Below are 13,870 nucleotides of genomic sequence, written 5' to 3'. Positions count from 1 at the left end.
GCCGGGGCCCCCACTCAAGCAAAGAGGGCGCTCAAGCGGAGACGGCGGAACGGCGCTCCACCCGCTCGCGCCACAGCGCCAGCAGCGGCGTCACCGCGATCTCCATGGAGAGCGGGAAGTAGTCGCCGGCGTCGCCGCCCTGCTGCACCACCGCGGCCAGGCGGGCCAGGCCGCCCATCACCACGATCGCTGCGAGCGGGCGGAAGGTGGCTCCCCGCCGCTCCACGGTCGGGACCATGGCCCAGAAGGTGAGGCCGATGCCCAGCAGCAGGCCGGACAGATAGCGGAAGTGGCTGTTGTCGCTCATCCGCCCCAAGGCGCCCATCAGGCCGCCGTAGACGGGCACGATCCCGCCGACGGCGATCGCAAGCTGCAGAAGCCGGCGCTCCAGGGCCGGGCTCAAGCGAAGAGGTCGGCTTGCGCCGCGGCCTTGGCGCCTTCGATGGCGAGCAGCTTCAGCTTGGTGTTGACGCCGCCTCGGGCGGAGAAGCCGCCGGGCCTGCCGCCCGCGGCCGTCACCCGGTGGCAGGGCACCACGATCGGCCAGGGGTTCTTGCCCAAGGCCTGGCCCACGTCGCGGGCCAGCAGCTTGTCGCCGAGCTGCTCGGCGATCTCGCCGTACGTCAGGGTCTCGCCGGGCGGGATGGCGCGGGCGATCTCGTAGACCCGTGCGTGGAACGCCGGCGTGCGCGACAGGTCCAGCGGCGCGGCCGTCAGGTCCGCCTTCTCGCCGCGCATGAGCGCGCAGATGCCCTCGACGGTCGGGGCAAGCTCCGACGGAAGCGGCGCCTCCACGGCCTCCGGAAAGCGGCGCAGGAAGCCGCGACGGGCGACCTCGGCGTCGCGCTCCGGCAGGTGGACGGCGACGAGGCCGGCCTCGGCCCAGGCGACGCCGGCGAACCCGATGGCGGTCTCGAAAAGGGCGTAGCTGATCATTGCTGGAAGATAGCGCCGTTCGCCCTTGGCTGCTGGCGGTTTTCGGACCTACTGCGCGAGGGCCGCGGCCGGCGCGACCTCCAGCGGCATGCGCAGGGTGAAGACCGTCTCGCCCTCGCTCGAGGCCGCGTCGAGGCGCCCGTCGTGGGCGCGGGCAATCTCCGAGGCGATGTAAAGACCAAGCCCCAGCCCCTCGCGGCGGCCGCCGATGATCGCCCGCGCGAACGGCTGGAAAAGCTTCGCGCGCGCCGCCTCGGGGATCGGCTCGCCCGCGTTGGCCACCGAGAGCTGCAGGACGTCTTCGGCCACGAGGGCCTTCACGCGGATCGGCGCCTGGTCCGAGCCATGGCTGATGGCGTTGGCGATCAGGTTGGAGAGCAGCTGCGCCAGGCGGCGTCCGTCGGCGACGAGCGTCCTGTCCAGGCTGATCTCCGACACGATCTCCACGTCCGGATGGGCCACTCGGAGCTCCTCGACCACCTGCTCCAGGGCCTCGCCGAGGTTGGCCTCGGGCTTGCGCTCCAGCACGAACCCTCCGCCCAGCCGCCCGCGCGCCAGGTCCAGCACATTGTCGATCAGGCCGGCCATACGCACCACGCTCACGTGCATGGCGTCCACCAGCGCGTTGGCCCGAGCGTCCAGCGGCGTCTTGCGCAGCAGCCGCGTGCCGGCGTCGATGGAGGCCAGCGGATTGCGCAGGTCATGGCCGAGCACGGCGATGAACTGCTCGCGCAGCTCCGCCGCCTCCCGCTGGTCGAGCAGGGCGGCCTCGCTGCGGGCGATCCGCTGCTCGGCGTCAAGGTGAGCGGCGACCAGCTCAGCGAAGAGCTCGAACATCGCCTTGACATGGGTGTCCTTCAGGCGCGCCGGCCGCGGATCGATGGCGCAGAGCGTGCCGAAGAACTCTCCGTTGAGGCGGATCGGCACCGAGATGTAGCTTTGGAAGCCGTACCGGGCTGGCGTGTGGTGGGCGCGGAAGGCCGGGTCCTCGGCGACGTGCTCGATGATCACCGCGCGGCCCGAGTCGCGGATCTCGTCGCAGATGGTGGTCGCCACCTCGAGCTCGCCGCCGGGCTTCAGCCCGAAGTCGATCTCGTCGCGCACCGCGCAGGCGACCCAGCGGTCCTCCGTCACCCGGGCGACGGCCGCGAAGCCCATGCCCGTGGTGCGGCAGATCACGTCGAGCATCCGCGGCACCGCCTCGATCCGCGCGATGGCGGCGATGTCGGCTTCGATGGAGGTCGGCAAGGGCAGGCTCCGGGGTGACGATGGCCCCATTGATCCAGATAAGCGCCGCTTTCCGGGCGGAGTCACGTCACGTGTTTGGAACGAGGATATGCAACTCGGGCCGTCACCACACCCTCGGCATCCAGCCTTGGGCCGAGGACCCGAGAGACCGACCTTACGGGCACACCCGGTGCTTCGGGGTGGCGGGGACAGGCCGGCCCATGACGAAGGGCAGGAAAGCTAGGCGGCGGTCTGCGGCTTGAATCTCATGGCGGCCAGTCTGCCTGCCTCTCCAGGTCACTCAAGGACGCGCGAAGCGCGCCGCGGCGCGGCCGGCCGGCGGCCGGTCCTTGACTGACCTGGAGAGGCAGGCTCGCATCTGACCATGAGGTTAAAGGACGGGAAGCGTCTGACGATGCCCGACGGGTGGAGCGTATTCCAGCTGGCCCTGTTCGCGGGCTTTGCCTTCTTTGGTCTTCGGGGATTCTATTTCCTCTTCCGAACAATGGACGGGCGGCGCGCCCGCAATCCTCCCGCGCTTCGCTTGTTTCTCTTTCCATTCTTCGTTTCAGAGGATCTGCTCACGTCGGACGGCCGCCGCGCCTACGGCAAGTTCCAGCAGTCTTGGGGGGCGATGTTCTTGTGTTGGGTGCTCGCGCTGATCACGACCGCCTGGCGCTGATTTCTTGACCTGATCCATCCACAGGCGCATAAGCGCGCCCTTCCGGCCTGATCTCGGTCAGCGCCCTCTACCGCCACGACCCCCAGGCCTTATCTGGGACGAGGGCGGCGAGGCCCCCCGTCGACGCAATCGTCCACGGGGGTCGACTGCGTTTGGGCCATAGGAGTGACTGTTTGTTCGACGCGCTTACAGAGCGGCTGTCAGCCACGTTCGACCGCCTCGGCGGCAAGGGCGTCCTGTCCGAGAAGGACGTGGACGAGGCCCTGCGCGAGGTGCGCATCGCCTTGCTCGAGGCCGACGTCGCCCTGCCGGTCGTCCGCGAGTTCATCGCCAAGGCCAAGGAGCGCGCCACCGGCGAGGCGGTGATCCGCTCGGTGCGTCCGGCCGACCAGGTGGTGAAGATCACCTACGACGGCCTGGTGGAGATGCTGGGCGGCGAGGGCGAGCCCGTGGGGCTGAACCTCTCGCTGAACCCGCCGACCGTCATCCTGATGAGCGGCCTGCAGGGCTCGGGCAAGACCACCACCGCCGGCAAGCTGGCGCTCCGCCTGCAGCGCGAGCGCAAGAAGGTCCTGCTGGCCTCGCTCGACACCCGGCGGCCCGCCGCCATGGAACAGCTGGCCATGCTGGCCAAGCAGGCGCAGGTGGACTCCCTGCCGATCGTGGCCGGCCAGGCCGCGCCCGACATCGCGCGGCGGGCGCTCTCGTCGGCCCGCCTGCAGGGCTACGACGTCGTCATCCTCGACACCGCCGGCCGCACCACCATCGACGAGCAGATGATGGCCGAGGCCGCGGAGATCGCGCGGATCTCCAACCCGTCGGAGACCCTGCTGGTCGCCGACGCGCTCACCGGCCAGGACGCGGTGCGCACCGCCAAGGCCTTCCACGAGCGACTGCCGCTCACCGGCCTGGTGCTGACGCGGGCCGACGGCGATGGGCGCGGCGGCGCCGCGCTCTCCATGCGCGCGGTCACCGGCCTGCCGATCAAGTTCCTCGGCGTGTCCGAGAAGATCGACGGCCTGGACGCCTTCGACGCCCGCCGCGTGGCCGGCCGCATCCTGGGCCAGGGCGACGTGGTCGCCCTCGTCGAGAAGGCCGCCGCCGACATCGACCACGCCAAGGCCGAGGCCATGGCGCGGAAGCTGGCCAAGGGCCAGTTCGACCTGGACATGATGGCCGAGCAGCTCGCCCAGATGAAGCGGATGGGCGGCATGGACGGGCTGATGGGCCTGCTGCCCGGCGTCCAGAAGATGAAGAAGCAGATCGCCGAGAGCGGGGTCACCGACAAGATGGTCGACCGCCAGGCCGCGATCATCAACTCCATGACCAAGGCCGAGCGGAAGAAGCCCGACATCCTGCAGGCCTCCCGCAAGCGACGCATCGCCGCCGGCGCCGGGGTCGACGTCGCCGAGGTCAACCGGCTGCTGAAGCAGCATCGCCAGATGGCCGACGCCTTTAAGATGATGAGCAAGGGCGGCGGCAAGGGCTTCGCCCAGATGGCCCAGATGCTGGGCGGCGGCGGCCAGAACCCGCTGAAGGCGCTGGGCGGCGGCAAGATGCCATCGGAGGCCGAGATCCAGGAGGCCGTCCAGAAGATGCAGGGCGGCGGAATGAAATTACCCGGCCTGGGCGGCGGCATGCCCCCGGGCTTCAACCCCTTCAAGAAATGAACGCAAGGACCGAACTGAAATGCTGAAGATCCGTCTCGCCCGTGGCGGCGCCAAGAAGCGCCCCTACTACTCGATCGTCGTCGCCGACAGCCACTCGCCCCGCGACGGCCGCTTCATCGAGAAGGTCGGCGCGTACAACCCGCTGCTCAAGAAGGACGACCCCAACCGCGTGGTCCTCAAGCTCGAGCGCATCCAGGAGTGGATCAGCAAGGGCGCCCAGCCCACCGACCGCGTCGCCCGCGAGCTGTCCAAGCAGGGCGTGGTGACCTGGACCCCGGGCAACAACCCGAACAAGGGCCAGCCGGGCAAGAAGGCCCAGGAGCGGGCCGAAGAGCGCGCCCAGCGCGAAGCCGACCGCAAGGCCGCCGAGGAAGAAGCCGCTGCGGCCGCCGCCGCGGCTCCGCCGGTGGAAGAGGCTCCGGCCGAGGAAGCTGCTGCGGCTGAAGTGGCCCCGGCCGCCGAGGCCGCCGCCGAAGAAGCCCCCGCCGCTGAGGAAGCGCCGGCTGCCGAAGCCGCTGCGGAGGAAGCTCCGGCCGCCGAAGCCGCGCCCGCCGAAGAGGCCGCCCCTGCCGCCGAAGAGCCCGCCGCCGAGGCTGCTCCGGAAGGCGACGACAAGGCCGAAGGCTAAGACGAACCGGGGGTGGCTGACCGGCTCATCCTCGTCGGCCGCGTCGCGGGCGCCTTCGGCGTCCGCGGCGAGGTCCGCATCACGAGCTACACGGCCGAGCCTGCGGCCTTGCTCGACTACAAGACCCTGCAGCGCGAGGACGGCTCGCCTGGCCTCACCCTCACCTCCGGCCGCCCGGCCAAGGGCGGCCTGGTCGTGCGCGCGACCGAGGTGGAGACCCGCGAGCAGGCCGAGGCGCTTCGGGGCCTCAAGCTCTTCATCCCCCGCGAGGCCCTGCCCGAGCCGGAGGAGGACGAGTTCTACGTCACCGACCTGATCGGCCTCGACGTGGTCACGACCGAGGGCGAGGCCCTGGGCAAGGTCCGCACCGTCCACGACTTCGGCGCCGGCGACCTCCTGGAGATCCAGCCCCCGACCGGCGCCAGCTGGTGGCTGCCGTTCACCCGCGAGGCTGTGCCCGAGGTGCGGATCGCCGAGGGGAAGGTGATCGCCGTCCGCCCGGAAGAGACCGAGTAACCCTCTCCCAAGGGGAGAGGGCAGGGTGAGGGCGGCTCCGCCTGTCCGTTACGCGGCGAGGGGCCGGCAAGCCGCGGGCCCTCGGCCCCTTATCTGAGTTGCGGCGCGTCAGCGCCGCCCTCTCCCCTACCCCTCTCCCTTCGGGCGAGGGGCGCGCATCCGCATCAGGCCTTCCTGGGCGACGCTGGCGACCAGCGTCCCGTCCCTCCGGTAGATGCTGCCGCGGATGAAGCCGCGCCCGCCGGACGCGCTCGGGCTGTCCTGTGAATACAGGTGCCACTCGTTGAAGTTGGTCGGCCTGTGGAACCACATGGCGTGGTCGAGGCTGGCGGACTGGAAGCCCGGCGTCTGCCAGTGGACCTTGTGCGGCCGCATGCCGGTGGACAGCAGGTTCATGTCGCTGGCGTAGGCCATGACCACCTGGTGCATGTGGGGATCCTCGCCGATCGGCTCCTTGGCGCGGAACCAGGTCTGGCTCACCGGCTCCTTGGGCCCATCGAGGAAGTAGCTGCGGGCGTCGGTCGAGCGCATCTCGATCGGCCGTGGCCGCGACATCCACTTCTCGGCTTCCTTGCGGGCGGCCTCAGGCGCGGTCTTCAGCGCCTCGCGCTGCATTTCGGCCTCGTCGGGCAGGTCGTCAGGGCCCGGCCCCTCCGGCATCGGCGCCTGGTGCTCGAAGCCCTCCTCCTCCGTCATGAACGAGGCGGCGAGGTTGAAGATCTGCTGGCCGTGCTGGATGGCCACCACCCGCCGGGTGGTGAAGCTGCCCCCGTCGCGGCTCCGGTCCACGTCGAAGATGATCGGCACGGTCGGGTCGCCCGGCCGGATGAAGTAGCAGTGCAGGGAGTGGCAGACCCGGGCCTCCACCGTCTCGTAGGCCGCCAGGAGCGACTGGGCGATCACCTGACCGCCGAAGATCCGGCCGGGCGAGTTGTCCGGCGTCGTCCCGCGGAACAGGTTCACCTCGATGCGCTCGAGGCCGAGGGTGTCGACGAGATTCTGGCGTTCGCTCATGCGGATTTCCTTGGAGACGGCGCCCCTTACGCGTCAGGCCTGCACGGGGCAAGCGCACCTTGGGCGCATGCCTCGCCGCAGCTCCCCGCCCAGCGTCCTGATCGTCGCCTCCCTTCTCTGGCTGACCCTGACCGCGGCCGCCCTGGCGGCGGACGTCTGGCTCGGGCTCTGGATGATCGTGCTGTTTCCCGCCCTGGCCTTCGCCTGGGTGGGTCTCGTCGCCGTCAGCTTCTGGCGCACGCTGGCCGATGGGCGCCGGGACGCCCTGCTGACGGGCGTCGGCCTGGTGGTCGTGGCGGCGGCCCTGGTGGCCTGGGGCGGCCAGTTGGGGACCATCGGGGTCCGCCTGCGGTTCATGCTTCATCGCGCCGAGTACGAAGCGGTGACCGCGCAGGTCTCGGCCGGGGCCCGGCCGCGGGCGTCCGTCGGCTACCAGGTGGATCCCGGCCCGCCGCCGCGGGTCGCCTTCGTCTGGGACGGCCTCGGCGACAACTGGAACGGCGTCGTCTGGGACCCGAGCGGCGTCGTCGCCACCGCCCGCGGCTGGGGCGAGCGGCCCGGCGACTACACGGCCTCTCCGGAAGCCAAGAAGCTGTTCGGCGGCGACCTGGTGGGCTGCACGCACCTGCGCGGCGCCTGGTACCACTGCGGCTTCACGTGAGGCTCAGAAGTAGTCGGCCAGCTTCAGGGTGCGGCGGCTGCCGTCGTCGAGGGTCAGCTCCGCCGTCTGGCCGGCTGGGCCGTAAATCCAGCGCGACAGCTCGCTGCCCGCGTAGGTGCGGTCCGCCTTCTGGCCGTTCACCGCCACGATTCGGTCCCCGACCCGCCAGCCCGCCGCCTGCGCCGGGCTCCCGGCGGCCACGTGGGTGACGCGGATGTGGTCCATGGCCGGCGCGACGGAGAGGCCCGCCCGGTTCTTGCGGAACGGCCGCTCGGCGGCGCCGGGGATCGGCCGCAGCCACAGGCGCTCGCCAGGGAAGTCGATGGTCACCTCGAAGCGGCTGAGGATCTCCAGGCCGACGTTGGCGGGGGCGTGGGTGGCGAGGCCCCGGGTGGCGACGCCCACCACGCGGTCGAACCGGACGCCGCCGACGCTCACCCGGTCGAAGCTCGCGATCAGGCTTTCGCGCGCGCCGTCGGCGCCCACCGAAAGCTGGGTGGAGGTCGGCCGCGTCCTGAGCAGTCCCTGGCGCTCGGCGAAATCGCGGTCGAGAAGCAGGGCGCCGGAGTTGCCCAGGTCGAGGATCGCCTCCGTTTTCAGGCCCTCGATGCTGATCGGGAAGCTGCGCAGGGCGCCCGAGGGCCGCAGCCGCAGCGGTCGCTGGCGCGGCGGCCGGAACTCCGCCCTGGGCGTGAACGAGATTTCCCGGGAGCCGAAATCGATGTCCACCACCGCATCCTGGAAGGCCTCGCGGCCGAGGATCACCTGCACCGGGCGCGGCACCACGGCGGCCACGTCCGAGAGATCCATCACCGCCACGCGACGCACCGGCAGGCCCACGTCGCCGATCTTCACCTGGGCCTGGGACAGCCGCACGCCCGTGACGGTTCCGGCCACGCCCTGGGCGGTGACGGTCTGGCCGAGCGGCAGCCCGATCTGGCGTGCGAAGGCCGCATCCACGATGGTCGCGCTGGCGCCGGAATCCAGCCAGGCCTCGGCGCGGTGGCCGTTGATGGTGATGGGGAAGAGGATCTGCCGCTCGGCCAGGAACTCGAAGGCGACGGTGTGCGCCTTGGCCGGCGCGACGGTGGGCGCCCGGACCTGGGCGGAGGCCGGCGCCGGCGCGAGCGCCAGGGCGAGGACGGCGAAAAGGGCGGCGAAGCGTCTCATCGAACCTGGGAGTTAGCGCGACAGGCTCCGCTTGACGAGGCGGCGGCAAGTCGCCCCTAGGAGGCCATGTCCTTCGACGCGACCGTCCTGACCATGTTCCCCGAGGCCTTCCCCGGCCCGTTGGGCGTGTCGCTGATCGGCACGGCCTGGCGCGAGCAGGGGCTGTGGGCGCTGGAAACGGTGGACATTCGGGCCTTTTCCACGGATAAGCGCGGCTTCCTCGACGACACCCCTGCGGGGGGTGGTCCTGGACAGGTGCTGCGGGCGGACGTGATCGCCTCCGCGCTCGACAGCGTGGAGCGGCGCGACCGGCCGCTTTTGTACATGAGCGCCAGGGGACGCCCCCTCTCCCAGGCGCGGGCGCGTGAGTGGGCCGAAGGGCCCGGGCTGATCGTCCTGTGCGGTCGGTTCGAGGGGGTGGACCAGCGGGTGCTCGACGCCCGCGGGTTCGAGGAGGTCAGCGTCGGAGACGCGGTCCTGGCCGGTGGCGAGGCGGCGGCGATGGTGGTGATCGAGGCGTGCGTACGGCTTGTCCCCGGTGTGTTGGGGCAGGCGCAGAGCTTGAGTGAAGAAAGCTTCGAGGACGGGCTCCTCGAGCATCCGCAGTACACGAGGCCGCGGACGTTCGAAGGGCTGGACATCCCCGAGGTGCTGCTGTCCGGCAACCACGCGGCGATCGCCAGGTGGCGCAGGGAACAGCGGGAGCTGACCACGCGGGAGCGGCGTCCGGACCTCTGGGCGCGGGACTCCGCCAATCAACAGGCAAAGGGCGAGTAAAGCCCAGTAAGGATGAAGACCATGAACGTGATCGAACAACTCCAGAAGGAAGAGCTCGACCGGCTCGCCCGCAAGATCCCGGAATTCCAGCCCGGCGACACCGTGCGCGTGAACGTGCGCATCAAGGAAGGCGAGCGCGAGCGGGTCCAGGCCTACGAGGGCGTCTGCATCGCCCGCGCCGGCAAGGGCATCGACGAGAGCTTCACCGTCCGCAAGATCTCCTTCGGCGAAGGCGTGGAGCGCCTGTTCCCGGTGCACTCGCCGATGATCGAGTCCATCGAGGTGAAGCGCCGCGGCGTCGTCCGCCGCGCCAAGCTCTACTACCTGCGCGACCGCCGCGGTAAGTCGGCCCGCATCGCCGAGCGCCAGATGTCCGCCGCGGCCAAGGACGAACCCTCCGAGACCCCGGAAGCCTGAGGCTTTCCGACCTCACGGAATTCGAGCGGCGGCCCAACGGGCCGCCGTTTTCGTTTCAGCCGGCCTCCGCCGCGTAGGCCGTCAGGCTGGCGGCCAGGTGGTCGAACATCAGGCGCATGCGGCGCGAGCCCTTCAGGTTCTCGTGCATGCAGATCCAGATATCCATGCGGAAGGCGAAGGTCCCCGTCAGCACCGGGACGAGGCCCGAGCGGCGGCCGACCTGGTGCTGGCACACGCCGATGCCGAAGCCGGCGCGGATGGCGGCCAGCGCCGCGGCGTCGTTGTCGGTGCGCAGGGAGAACAGGTCGCGGGTGATCGCCCGGCCGATGTCGAGCCCCGGCGCCGTCGGCGGCTGGGCGCGGTCGAAGCCCACCAGGGTGTGGGTCTGAACCTCGTCGAGCGACTGCGGCGTGCCGTGCCGCGCCAGGTAGTCGGGGCTGGCGTAGAACCCGAAGCCGACGTCGCCGACCTTCTTCGCCACCAGGGAGTTCTGGGTCGGCCGGGCCATCCGGACGGCGACGTCCGCCTCCCGTCTCGTGAGGTCCTCCACCCGGTTCGAGACGGTGAGCTCGACGTCGATGGTCGGGTGCTGCTCGCGAAAGTCGGTGAGGATCGAGGGCAGGACCTCGACGCCCAGGATCTCGGCCGCGGTGACCCGCACCACCCCGCCGCCGCCGTCGGCGCTCTGCGAGACGTCGCGGATGGCGGCATTGGCGGCGGCGGCCATGTCCTCCAGGTGGGGCTTCAGCGCCAGCGCCAGATCGGTGGGCTGCAGGCCGCGCGGCGAGCGCAGGAACAGCGGCGCGCCGAGCTGGCGCTCCAGGCTGTCGATGTGGCGCCCGAGCGTCGGCTGGGTCAGCCGCCGCGACTTGGCCGCCGCCGAGAGCGTGCCGGCGGCGAGCACCGCGTGCAGGCTCTGGAACAGGTCCCAGTCGGCGTCAGGCATGCGCCACTCTTTATCTCAAGAGCTTGGCCGTGGGCAGAAAATTGCTGCAACCGCACCTGAAATGCGGCGTCGCAGCACTAGACGTGCGCGGGGGCCCGCCCCTACATGGCCGCCATGCCCGGCAAGACGCTCTACGACAAGATCTGGGACGCCCACTTGGTCGCCGAAGAGGGCGGCGAGGCGATCCTCTATATCGACCTGCACCTGATCCACGAGGTGACGACCCCGCAGGCCTTCGCAGGCCTCCGCGCCAACGGCCGTCCGGTCCGTCGCCCCGACCGCACCCTGGCGGTCGCCGACCACAACGTGCCCACCGAAGGCCAGCGCCTGGGCGTCGGCGCCGTCGCCGACGAGGAGGCGCGGCTGCAGCTCCAGACCCTGGAGCGCAACGTGAAGGACGCCGGCATCGAGTTCTTCCCGATGGGCGACATCCGCAACGGCATCGTCCACGTGGTGGGGCCCGAGCAGGGCCGCACCCAGCCGGGCATGACCATCGTCTGCGGCGACAGCCATACCTCCACGCACGGCGCCTTCGGGGCGCTGGCCCAGGGGATCGGCACCTCCGAGGTCGAGCACGTCCTGGCCACCCAGACCCTGCGCCAGAAGAAGTCGAAGAACATGCGGGTGACCATCGAGGGCGAGCCCGCTCCGGGCGTCGGCGCCAAGGACTTCGCGCTCGCGGTGATCGGGGCGATCGGCACCGCCGGCGGCACGGGCTATGTCATCGAATATGCCGGCTCGGCGATCCGCGGCCTTTCCATGGAAGGGCGCATGACGCTCTGCAACCTGACCATCGAGGCCGGCGCCAGGGCGGGGCTGGTGGCGCCGGACGAGACCACCTTCGAGTACCTGCGTGGCCGTCCCGCCGCGCCGAAGGGCGGGGCCTGGGAGATGGCGCTCGCCTACTGGAAGGGCTTCTACTCGGAAGAGGACGCCTATTGGGACCGCGAGATCCTGATCGACGCCGCCGAGATCCCCCCGCTGGTCACCTGGGGCACCAGCCCGGAGGACGTGGTCGCGGTATCTGACCTCGTGCCCTCCCCTGAGGGCTTCCCGACGCCGGACAAGCGCGCCGCCGCCGAACGCGCGCTCGAGTACATGGGGCTGCAGCCCGGCCAGCCGATCACCGACGCCAGGGTCGACGTGGTGTTCATCGGCTCCTGCACCAACAGCCGCATCGAGGACCTGCGCGCCGCCGCGAAGGTGGTCGAGGGCCGCAAGGTCGCCGAGCACGTGCGCGCCATGGTCGTCCCGGGCTCGGGCCTGGTGAAGGAGCAGGCGGAGGCGGAAGGCCTCGACGTCGTCTTCATCACTGCCGGGTTCGAGTGGCGCGAGCCGGGCTGCTCCATGTGCCTGGGCATGAACCCCGACCGGCTGAAGCCGGGCGAGCGCTGCGCGTCGACCTCCAACCGCAACTTCGAGGGCCGCCAGGGCCGGGGTGGACGCACACACCTGATGAGCCCGCCCATGGCCGCGGCGGCGGCGGTCGCCGGCCACATCGCCGACGTCCGGGATTTCCTCTGATGATCAGCGGCCTGGACCACGTCGCCGTCGCCGTTCGCGACTTCGACGCGGTCGCCGACGGCTACCGCCGCCTGCTGGGCGTCGAGCCGGAGCTGGAGCCGGGCGATGGCGCAGTGCGGGCGTGGTTCCGCTTCCCTAACATGGCCCTGGAGGTGATCGGGCCCGACGGTGAGGGCGCGGCGGGCGACCGGGTCAGGGCCCAGCTGGAGGCCAGTGGCGACGGCGTCTGGATCGTCGCCTTCGCGGTCGAGGACGTCGACGCCGCCGCGCGGCTGGCGGAACGGCGCGGGCTTTCGGTCGCCGTCCGCACCCCGCGGGCCGCCCTCATCGACGTCGCCGGCGTCCGGGTCTCGCTGATCGCAGACGGCAATGCGAGATCAGGCGCCGCCGGCGCGGTCGCGGCTCTCGACCACGTGGTGATCCGCACGCCCGACATCGACCGCGCCGTGGCCAACTACGGCGGACGGCTCGGGCTCGACCTGCGCCTCGACCGCGCCAACGAGGCCTGGGGTGCGCGGCAGCTGTTCTTCCGCTGCGGCGACGCGGTGGTTGAATTCGGCGCCAGCTTGAAGCACCCGCCGTCGGACGGCCCCGACAGCTTCGGCGGCCTGGCCTGGCGGGTCACCGATCCCGACGCGGCGCACGCGGCGATGGCGGCCGCTGGATTCGACGTCTCCCAAGTCCGCACCGGCCGCAAACCTGGCACCAAGGTCTTCACCGTCCGCGACGCGCCGGCCGGCGTGCCCACCCTGATGCTCAGCGCCGAACCTGCGAAGGAGCCCGCCTGATGGAAGCCTTCACCCGACTGGACGCCAAGGTCGCCCCGCTGCCGATGGCCAACATCGACACCGACCAGATCATCCCCAAGCAGTTCCTCAAGACGGTGGAGCGGGAGGGGCTGGCGCGGGGGCTGTTCTACGATTTCCGCTTCGATGAAGGCGGGAACGAGAAGCCGGACTTCGTGCTGAACCGGCCGGAGTACAAGGGCGCAGGCGTGCTGGTGGCGGGCGACAACTTCGGCTGCGGCAGCTCGCGCGAGCACGCGCCCTGGGCGCTGATCGACTTCGGCATCCGCTGCGTAGTGTCCACCAGCTTCGCCGACATCTTCTACAACAACTGCTTCCAGAACGGCCTCCTCCCCGTGGTGCTCAAGCCTGAGGAGGTGCAGCAGTTGATGGACGAGGCCCGCGGCGGCAACCACGTGGTCAGCGTCGACCTGGAGGCCCAGACGGTCGTCTCCCCGTCCGGCGCGACCTTCCGCTTCGACATCGACCCGAAGCGCAAGGAGAAGATGCTGAAGGGGCTTGACGCCATTGGCGAGACGCTGACCCGCGCCGTCGACATCGACGTCTTCGAGTCCAAGCGCGCGCTGGCCCAGCCTTGGATGGAAGAGGCGTGAGCGTCATCATCGCCGGCACGGTGCGCGTGCCGCCGCAGAACATCGCGACGTTCAAGCCGCACATGGAGAAGATGCTGGCCGCCTCGCGCGCCGAGGACGGCTGCGTCGCCTATTCCTACGCGGTGGACGTGGAGGACCCGGGCCTGATCCGGGTCTTCGAGGCCTGGCGCGACCAGGCGGCGCTGGATGCCCACTTCAAGACCGCGCACCTGGCCGAGTGGCGCGCCGCCTGGCCGGAGTTCGGGGTTTCCGACCGAAGGCTCTTCGCCTACGAGGTCGCCTCCGAACGACCGCTCTAGACGG

17 protein-coding genes are annotated in these 13,870 nt (G+C 70.8%); 11 read left to right on the top strand and 6 right to left on the bottom strand.

Going from position 1 to position 13,870, the window contains the following annotated elements; translation table 11 throughout:
- Positions 1 to 31: 31 nt before the first annotated feature.
- Genes VIL76_RS14455 through VIL76_RS14445 form a run of 3 tightly spaced genes read right to left on the bottom strand, consistent with a single transcriptional unit; the run spans position 32 to position 2,184 of the window.
- Complete coding sequence (locus VIL76_RS14455) at positions 32 to 403, bottom strand: DUF4345 family protein (protein WP_332045734.1); 372 nt, start codon at positions 401 to 403, stop codon at positions 32 to 34.
- A complete protein-coding gene (locus tag VIL76_RS14450; RefSeq protein ID WP_332045733.1) occupies positions 400 to 936 on the bottom strand; it encodes a methylated-DNA--[protein]-cysteine S-methyltransferase in 537 nt (178 codons plus the stop codon). Before VIL76_RS14450 ends, VIL76_RS14455 begins: the two co-directional genes overlap by 4 nt.
- A 48-nt stretch (positions 937 to 984) precedes the next feature.
- A complete protein-coding gene (locus tag VIL76_RS14445) occupies positions 985 to 2,184 on the bottom strand; it encodes a GAF domain-containing sensor histidine kinase (protein ID WP_332045732.1) in 1,200 nt (399 codons plus the stop codon).
- A gap of 394 nt (positions 2,185 to 2,578) precedes the next feature.
- On the opposite strand from VIL76_RS14445, the gene VIL76_RS14440 reads away from it, so the two are divergent.
- The 4 genes from VIL76_RS14440 (at position 2,579) to rimM (ending at position 5,659) form a co-directional block, all read left to right on the top strand.
- Positions 2,579 to 2,845, top strand: coding sequence for a hypothetical protein (locus tag VIL76_RS14440; protein ID WP_332045731.1), 267 nt, complete (start codon positions 2,579 to 2,581; stop codon positions 2,843 to 2,845).
- 173 nt (positions 2,846 to 3,018) lie between these two features.
- Positions 3,019 to 4,515 (top strand): signal recognition particle protein, encoded by a 1,497-nt coding sequence (gene ffh, locus VIL76_RS14435; RefSeq protein ID WP_332045730.1) that lies wholly within the window; start codon positions 3,019 to 3,021, stop codon positions 4,513 to 4,515.
- Between the two features lie 19 nt (positions 4,516 to 4,534).
- Positions 4,535 to 5,143 carry a 30S ribosomal protein S16 gene (gene rpsP / locus VIL76_RS14430; RefSeq protein WP_332045729.1) on the top strand — a complete coding sequence of 203 codons (609 nt, stop codon included), beginning with the start codon at positions 4,535 to 4,537 and terminating at the stop codon, positions 5,141 to 5,143.
- A gap of 12 nt (positions 5,144 to 5,155) precedes the next feature.
- On the top strand, positions 5,156 to 5,659 hold the full coding sequence (gene rimM / locus VIL76_RS14425) for a ribosome maturation factor RimM (protein WP_332045728.1): 504 nt from the start codon (positions 5,156 to 5,158) through the stop codon (positions 5,657 to 5,659).
- 126 nt (positions 5,660 to 5,785) lie between these two features.
- On the opposite strand, the gene tesB is transcribed toward rimM, so the two are convergent.
- Entirely contained in the window at positions 5,786 to 6,673 is an 888-nt protein-coding gene (gene tesB, locus VIL76_RS14420) for an acyl-CoA thioesterase II (protein WP_332045727.1), read from the bottom strand.
- 67 nt (positions 6,674 to 6,740) lie between these two features.
- On the opposite strand from tesB, the gene VIL76_RS14415 reads away from it, so the two are divergent.
- Positions 6,741 to 7,334: a hypothetical protein gene (locus VIL76_RS14415; RefSeq protein WP_332045726.1), complete on the top strand. Its 594-nt coding sequence runs from the start codon at positions 6,741 to 6,743 to the stop codon at positions 7,332 to 7,334.
- A gap of 3 nt (positions 7,335 to 7,337) precedes the next feature.
- Here the strand turns inward: VIL76_RS14415 and VIL76_RS14410 are convergent, their stop codons facing one another.
- On the bottom strand, positions 7,338 to 8,504 hold the full coding sequence (locus VIL76_RS14410) for an aspartyl protease family protein (RefSeq protein ID WP_332045725.1): 1,167 nt from the start codon (positions 8,502 to 8,504) through the stop codon (positions 7,338 to 7,340).
- Positions 8,505 to 8,570: 66 nt separating this feature from the next.
- Here VIL76_RS14410 and trmD point away from each other — a divergent pair, with 66 nt between their 5' ends.
- Together trmD and rplS are read left to right on the top strand one after the other, a co-directional pair.
- Positions 8,571 to 9,281 carry a tRNA (guanosine(37)-N1)-methyltransferase TrmD gene (gene trmD, locus VIL76_RS14405; protein ID WP_332045724.1) on the top strand — a complete coding sequence of 237 codons (711 nt, stop codon included), beginning with the start codon at positions 8,571 to 8,573 and terminating at the stop codon, positions 9,279 to 9,281.
- 21 nt (positions 9,282 to 9,302) lie between these two features.
- Complete coding sequence (gene rplS / locus VIL76_RS14400; RefSeq protein ID WP_332045723.1) at positions 9,303 to 9,698, top strand: 50S ribosomal protein L19; 396 nt, start codon at positions 9,303 to 9,305, stop codon at positions 9,696 to 9,698.
- 55 nt (positions 9,699 to 9,753) lie between these two features.
- On the opposite strand, the gene VIL76_RS14395 is transcribed toward rplS, so the two are convergent.
- Entirely contained in the window at positions 9,754 to 10,644 is an 891-nt protein-coding gene (locus VIL76_RS14395; RefSeq protein ID WP_332045722.1) for a LysR family transcriptional regulator, read from the bottom strand.
- A gap of 114 nt (positions 10,645 to 10,758) precedes the next feature.
- Between VIL76_RS14395 and leuC the strand changes: the two genes are divergently transcribed.
- Genes leuC through VIL76_RS14375 form a run of 4 tightly spaced genes read left to right on the top strand, consistent with a single transcriptional unit; the run spans position 10,759 to position 13,866 of the window.
- Positions 10,759 to 12,168 (top strand): 3-isopropylmalate dehydratase large subunit, encoded by a 1,410-nt coding sequence (gene leuC, locus VIL76_RS14390; protein WP_332046506.1) that lies wholly within the window; start codon positions 10,759 to 10,761, stop codon positions 12,166 to 12,168.
- The gene (locus VIL76_RS14385; protein ID WP_332045721.1) at positions 12,168 to 12,956 is read left to right on the top strand and encodes a VOC family protein; all 789 of its coding nucleotides are present in this window, start codon (positions 12,168 to 12,170) and stop codon (positions 12,954 to 12,956) included. Before leuC ends, VIL76_RS14385 begins: the two co-directional genes overlap by 1 nt.
- Positions 12,956 to 13,567: a 3-isopropylmalate dehydratase small subunit gene (gene leuD, locus VIL76_RS14380; RefSeq protein WP_332045720.1), complete on the top strand. Its 612-nt coding sequence runs from the start codon at positions 12,956 to 12,958 to the stop codon at positions 13,565 to 13,567. Before VIL76_RS14385 ends, leuD begins: the two co-directional genes overlap by 1 nt.
- Positions 13,564 to 13,866: a putative quinol monooxygenase gene (locus VIL76_RS14375; RefSeq protein ID WP_332045719.1), complete on the top strand. Its 303-nt coding sequence runs from the start codon at positions 13,564 to 13,566 to the stop codon at positions 13,864 to 13,866. The genes leuD and VIL76_RS14375 overlap by 4 nt, the downstream gene beginning before the upstream one ends.
- Positions 13,867 to 13,870: the final 4 nt, after the last annotated feature.

This window comes from Phenylobacterium sp., from assembly GCF_036563285.1.
GTDB lineage: Bacteria > Pseudomonadota > Alphaproteobacteria > Caulobacterales > Caulobacteraceae > Phenylobacterium.
The sequence above is the reverse complement of the archived record's forward strand: the minus strand, read 5'-3'. Positions and strand labels throughout refer to the sequence as shown.

Excerpts from the sequence above, each read along its gene's own strand:
- VIL76_RS14450 (WP_332045733.1), bottom strand. The coding sequence starts at position 936 with ATGATCAGCTACGCCCTTTTCGAGACCGCCATCGGGTTCGCCGGCGTC.
- VIL76_RS14440 (WP_332045731.1), top strand. The coding sequence starts at position 2,579 with ATGCCCGACGGGTGGAGCGTATTCCAGCTGGCCCTGTTCGCGGGCTTT.
- rpsP (WP_332045729.1), top strand. The coding sequence starts at position 4,535 with ATGCTGAAGATCCGTCTCGCCCGTGGCGGCGCCAAGAAGCGCCCCTAC.
- tesB (WP_332045727.1), bottom strand. The coding sequence starts at position 6,673 with ATGAGCGAACGCCAGAATCTCGTCGACACCCTCGGCCTCGAGCGCATC.
- VIL76_RS14415 (WP_332045726.1), top strand. The coding sequence starts at position 6,741 with ATGCCTCGCCGCAGCTCCCCGCCCAGCGTCCTGATCGTCGCCTCCCTT.
- VIL76_RS14410 (WP_332045725.1), bottom strand. The coding sequence starts at position 8,504 with ATGAGACGCTTCGCCGCCCTTTTCGCCGTCCTCGCCCTGGCGCTCGCG.
- trmD (WP_332045724.1), top strand. The coding sequence starts at position 8,571 with ATGTCCTTCGACGCGACCGTCCTGACCATGTTCCCCGAGGCCTTCCCC.
- rplS (WP_332045723.1), top strand. The coding sequence starts at position 9,303 with ATGAACGTGATCGAACAACTCCAGAAGGAAGAGCTCGACCGGCTCGCC.
- VIL76_RS14395 (WP_332045722.1), bottom strand. The coding sequence starts at position 10,644 with ATGCCTGACGCCGACTGGGACCTGTTCCAGAGCCTGCACGCGGTGCTC.
- leuC (WP_332046506.1), top strand. The coding sequence starts at position 10,759 with ATGCCCGGCAAGACGCTCTACGACAAGATCTGGGACGCCCACTTGGTC.
- VIL76_RS14385 (WP_332045721.1), top strand. The coding sequence starts at position 12,168 with ATGATCAGCGGCCTGGACCACGTCGCCGTCGCCGTTCGCGACTTCGAC.
- leuD (WP_332045720.1), top strand. The coding sequence starts at position 12,956 with ATGGAAGCCTTCACCCGACTGGACGCCAAGGTCGCCCCGCTGCCGATG.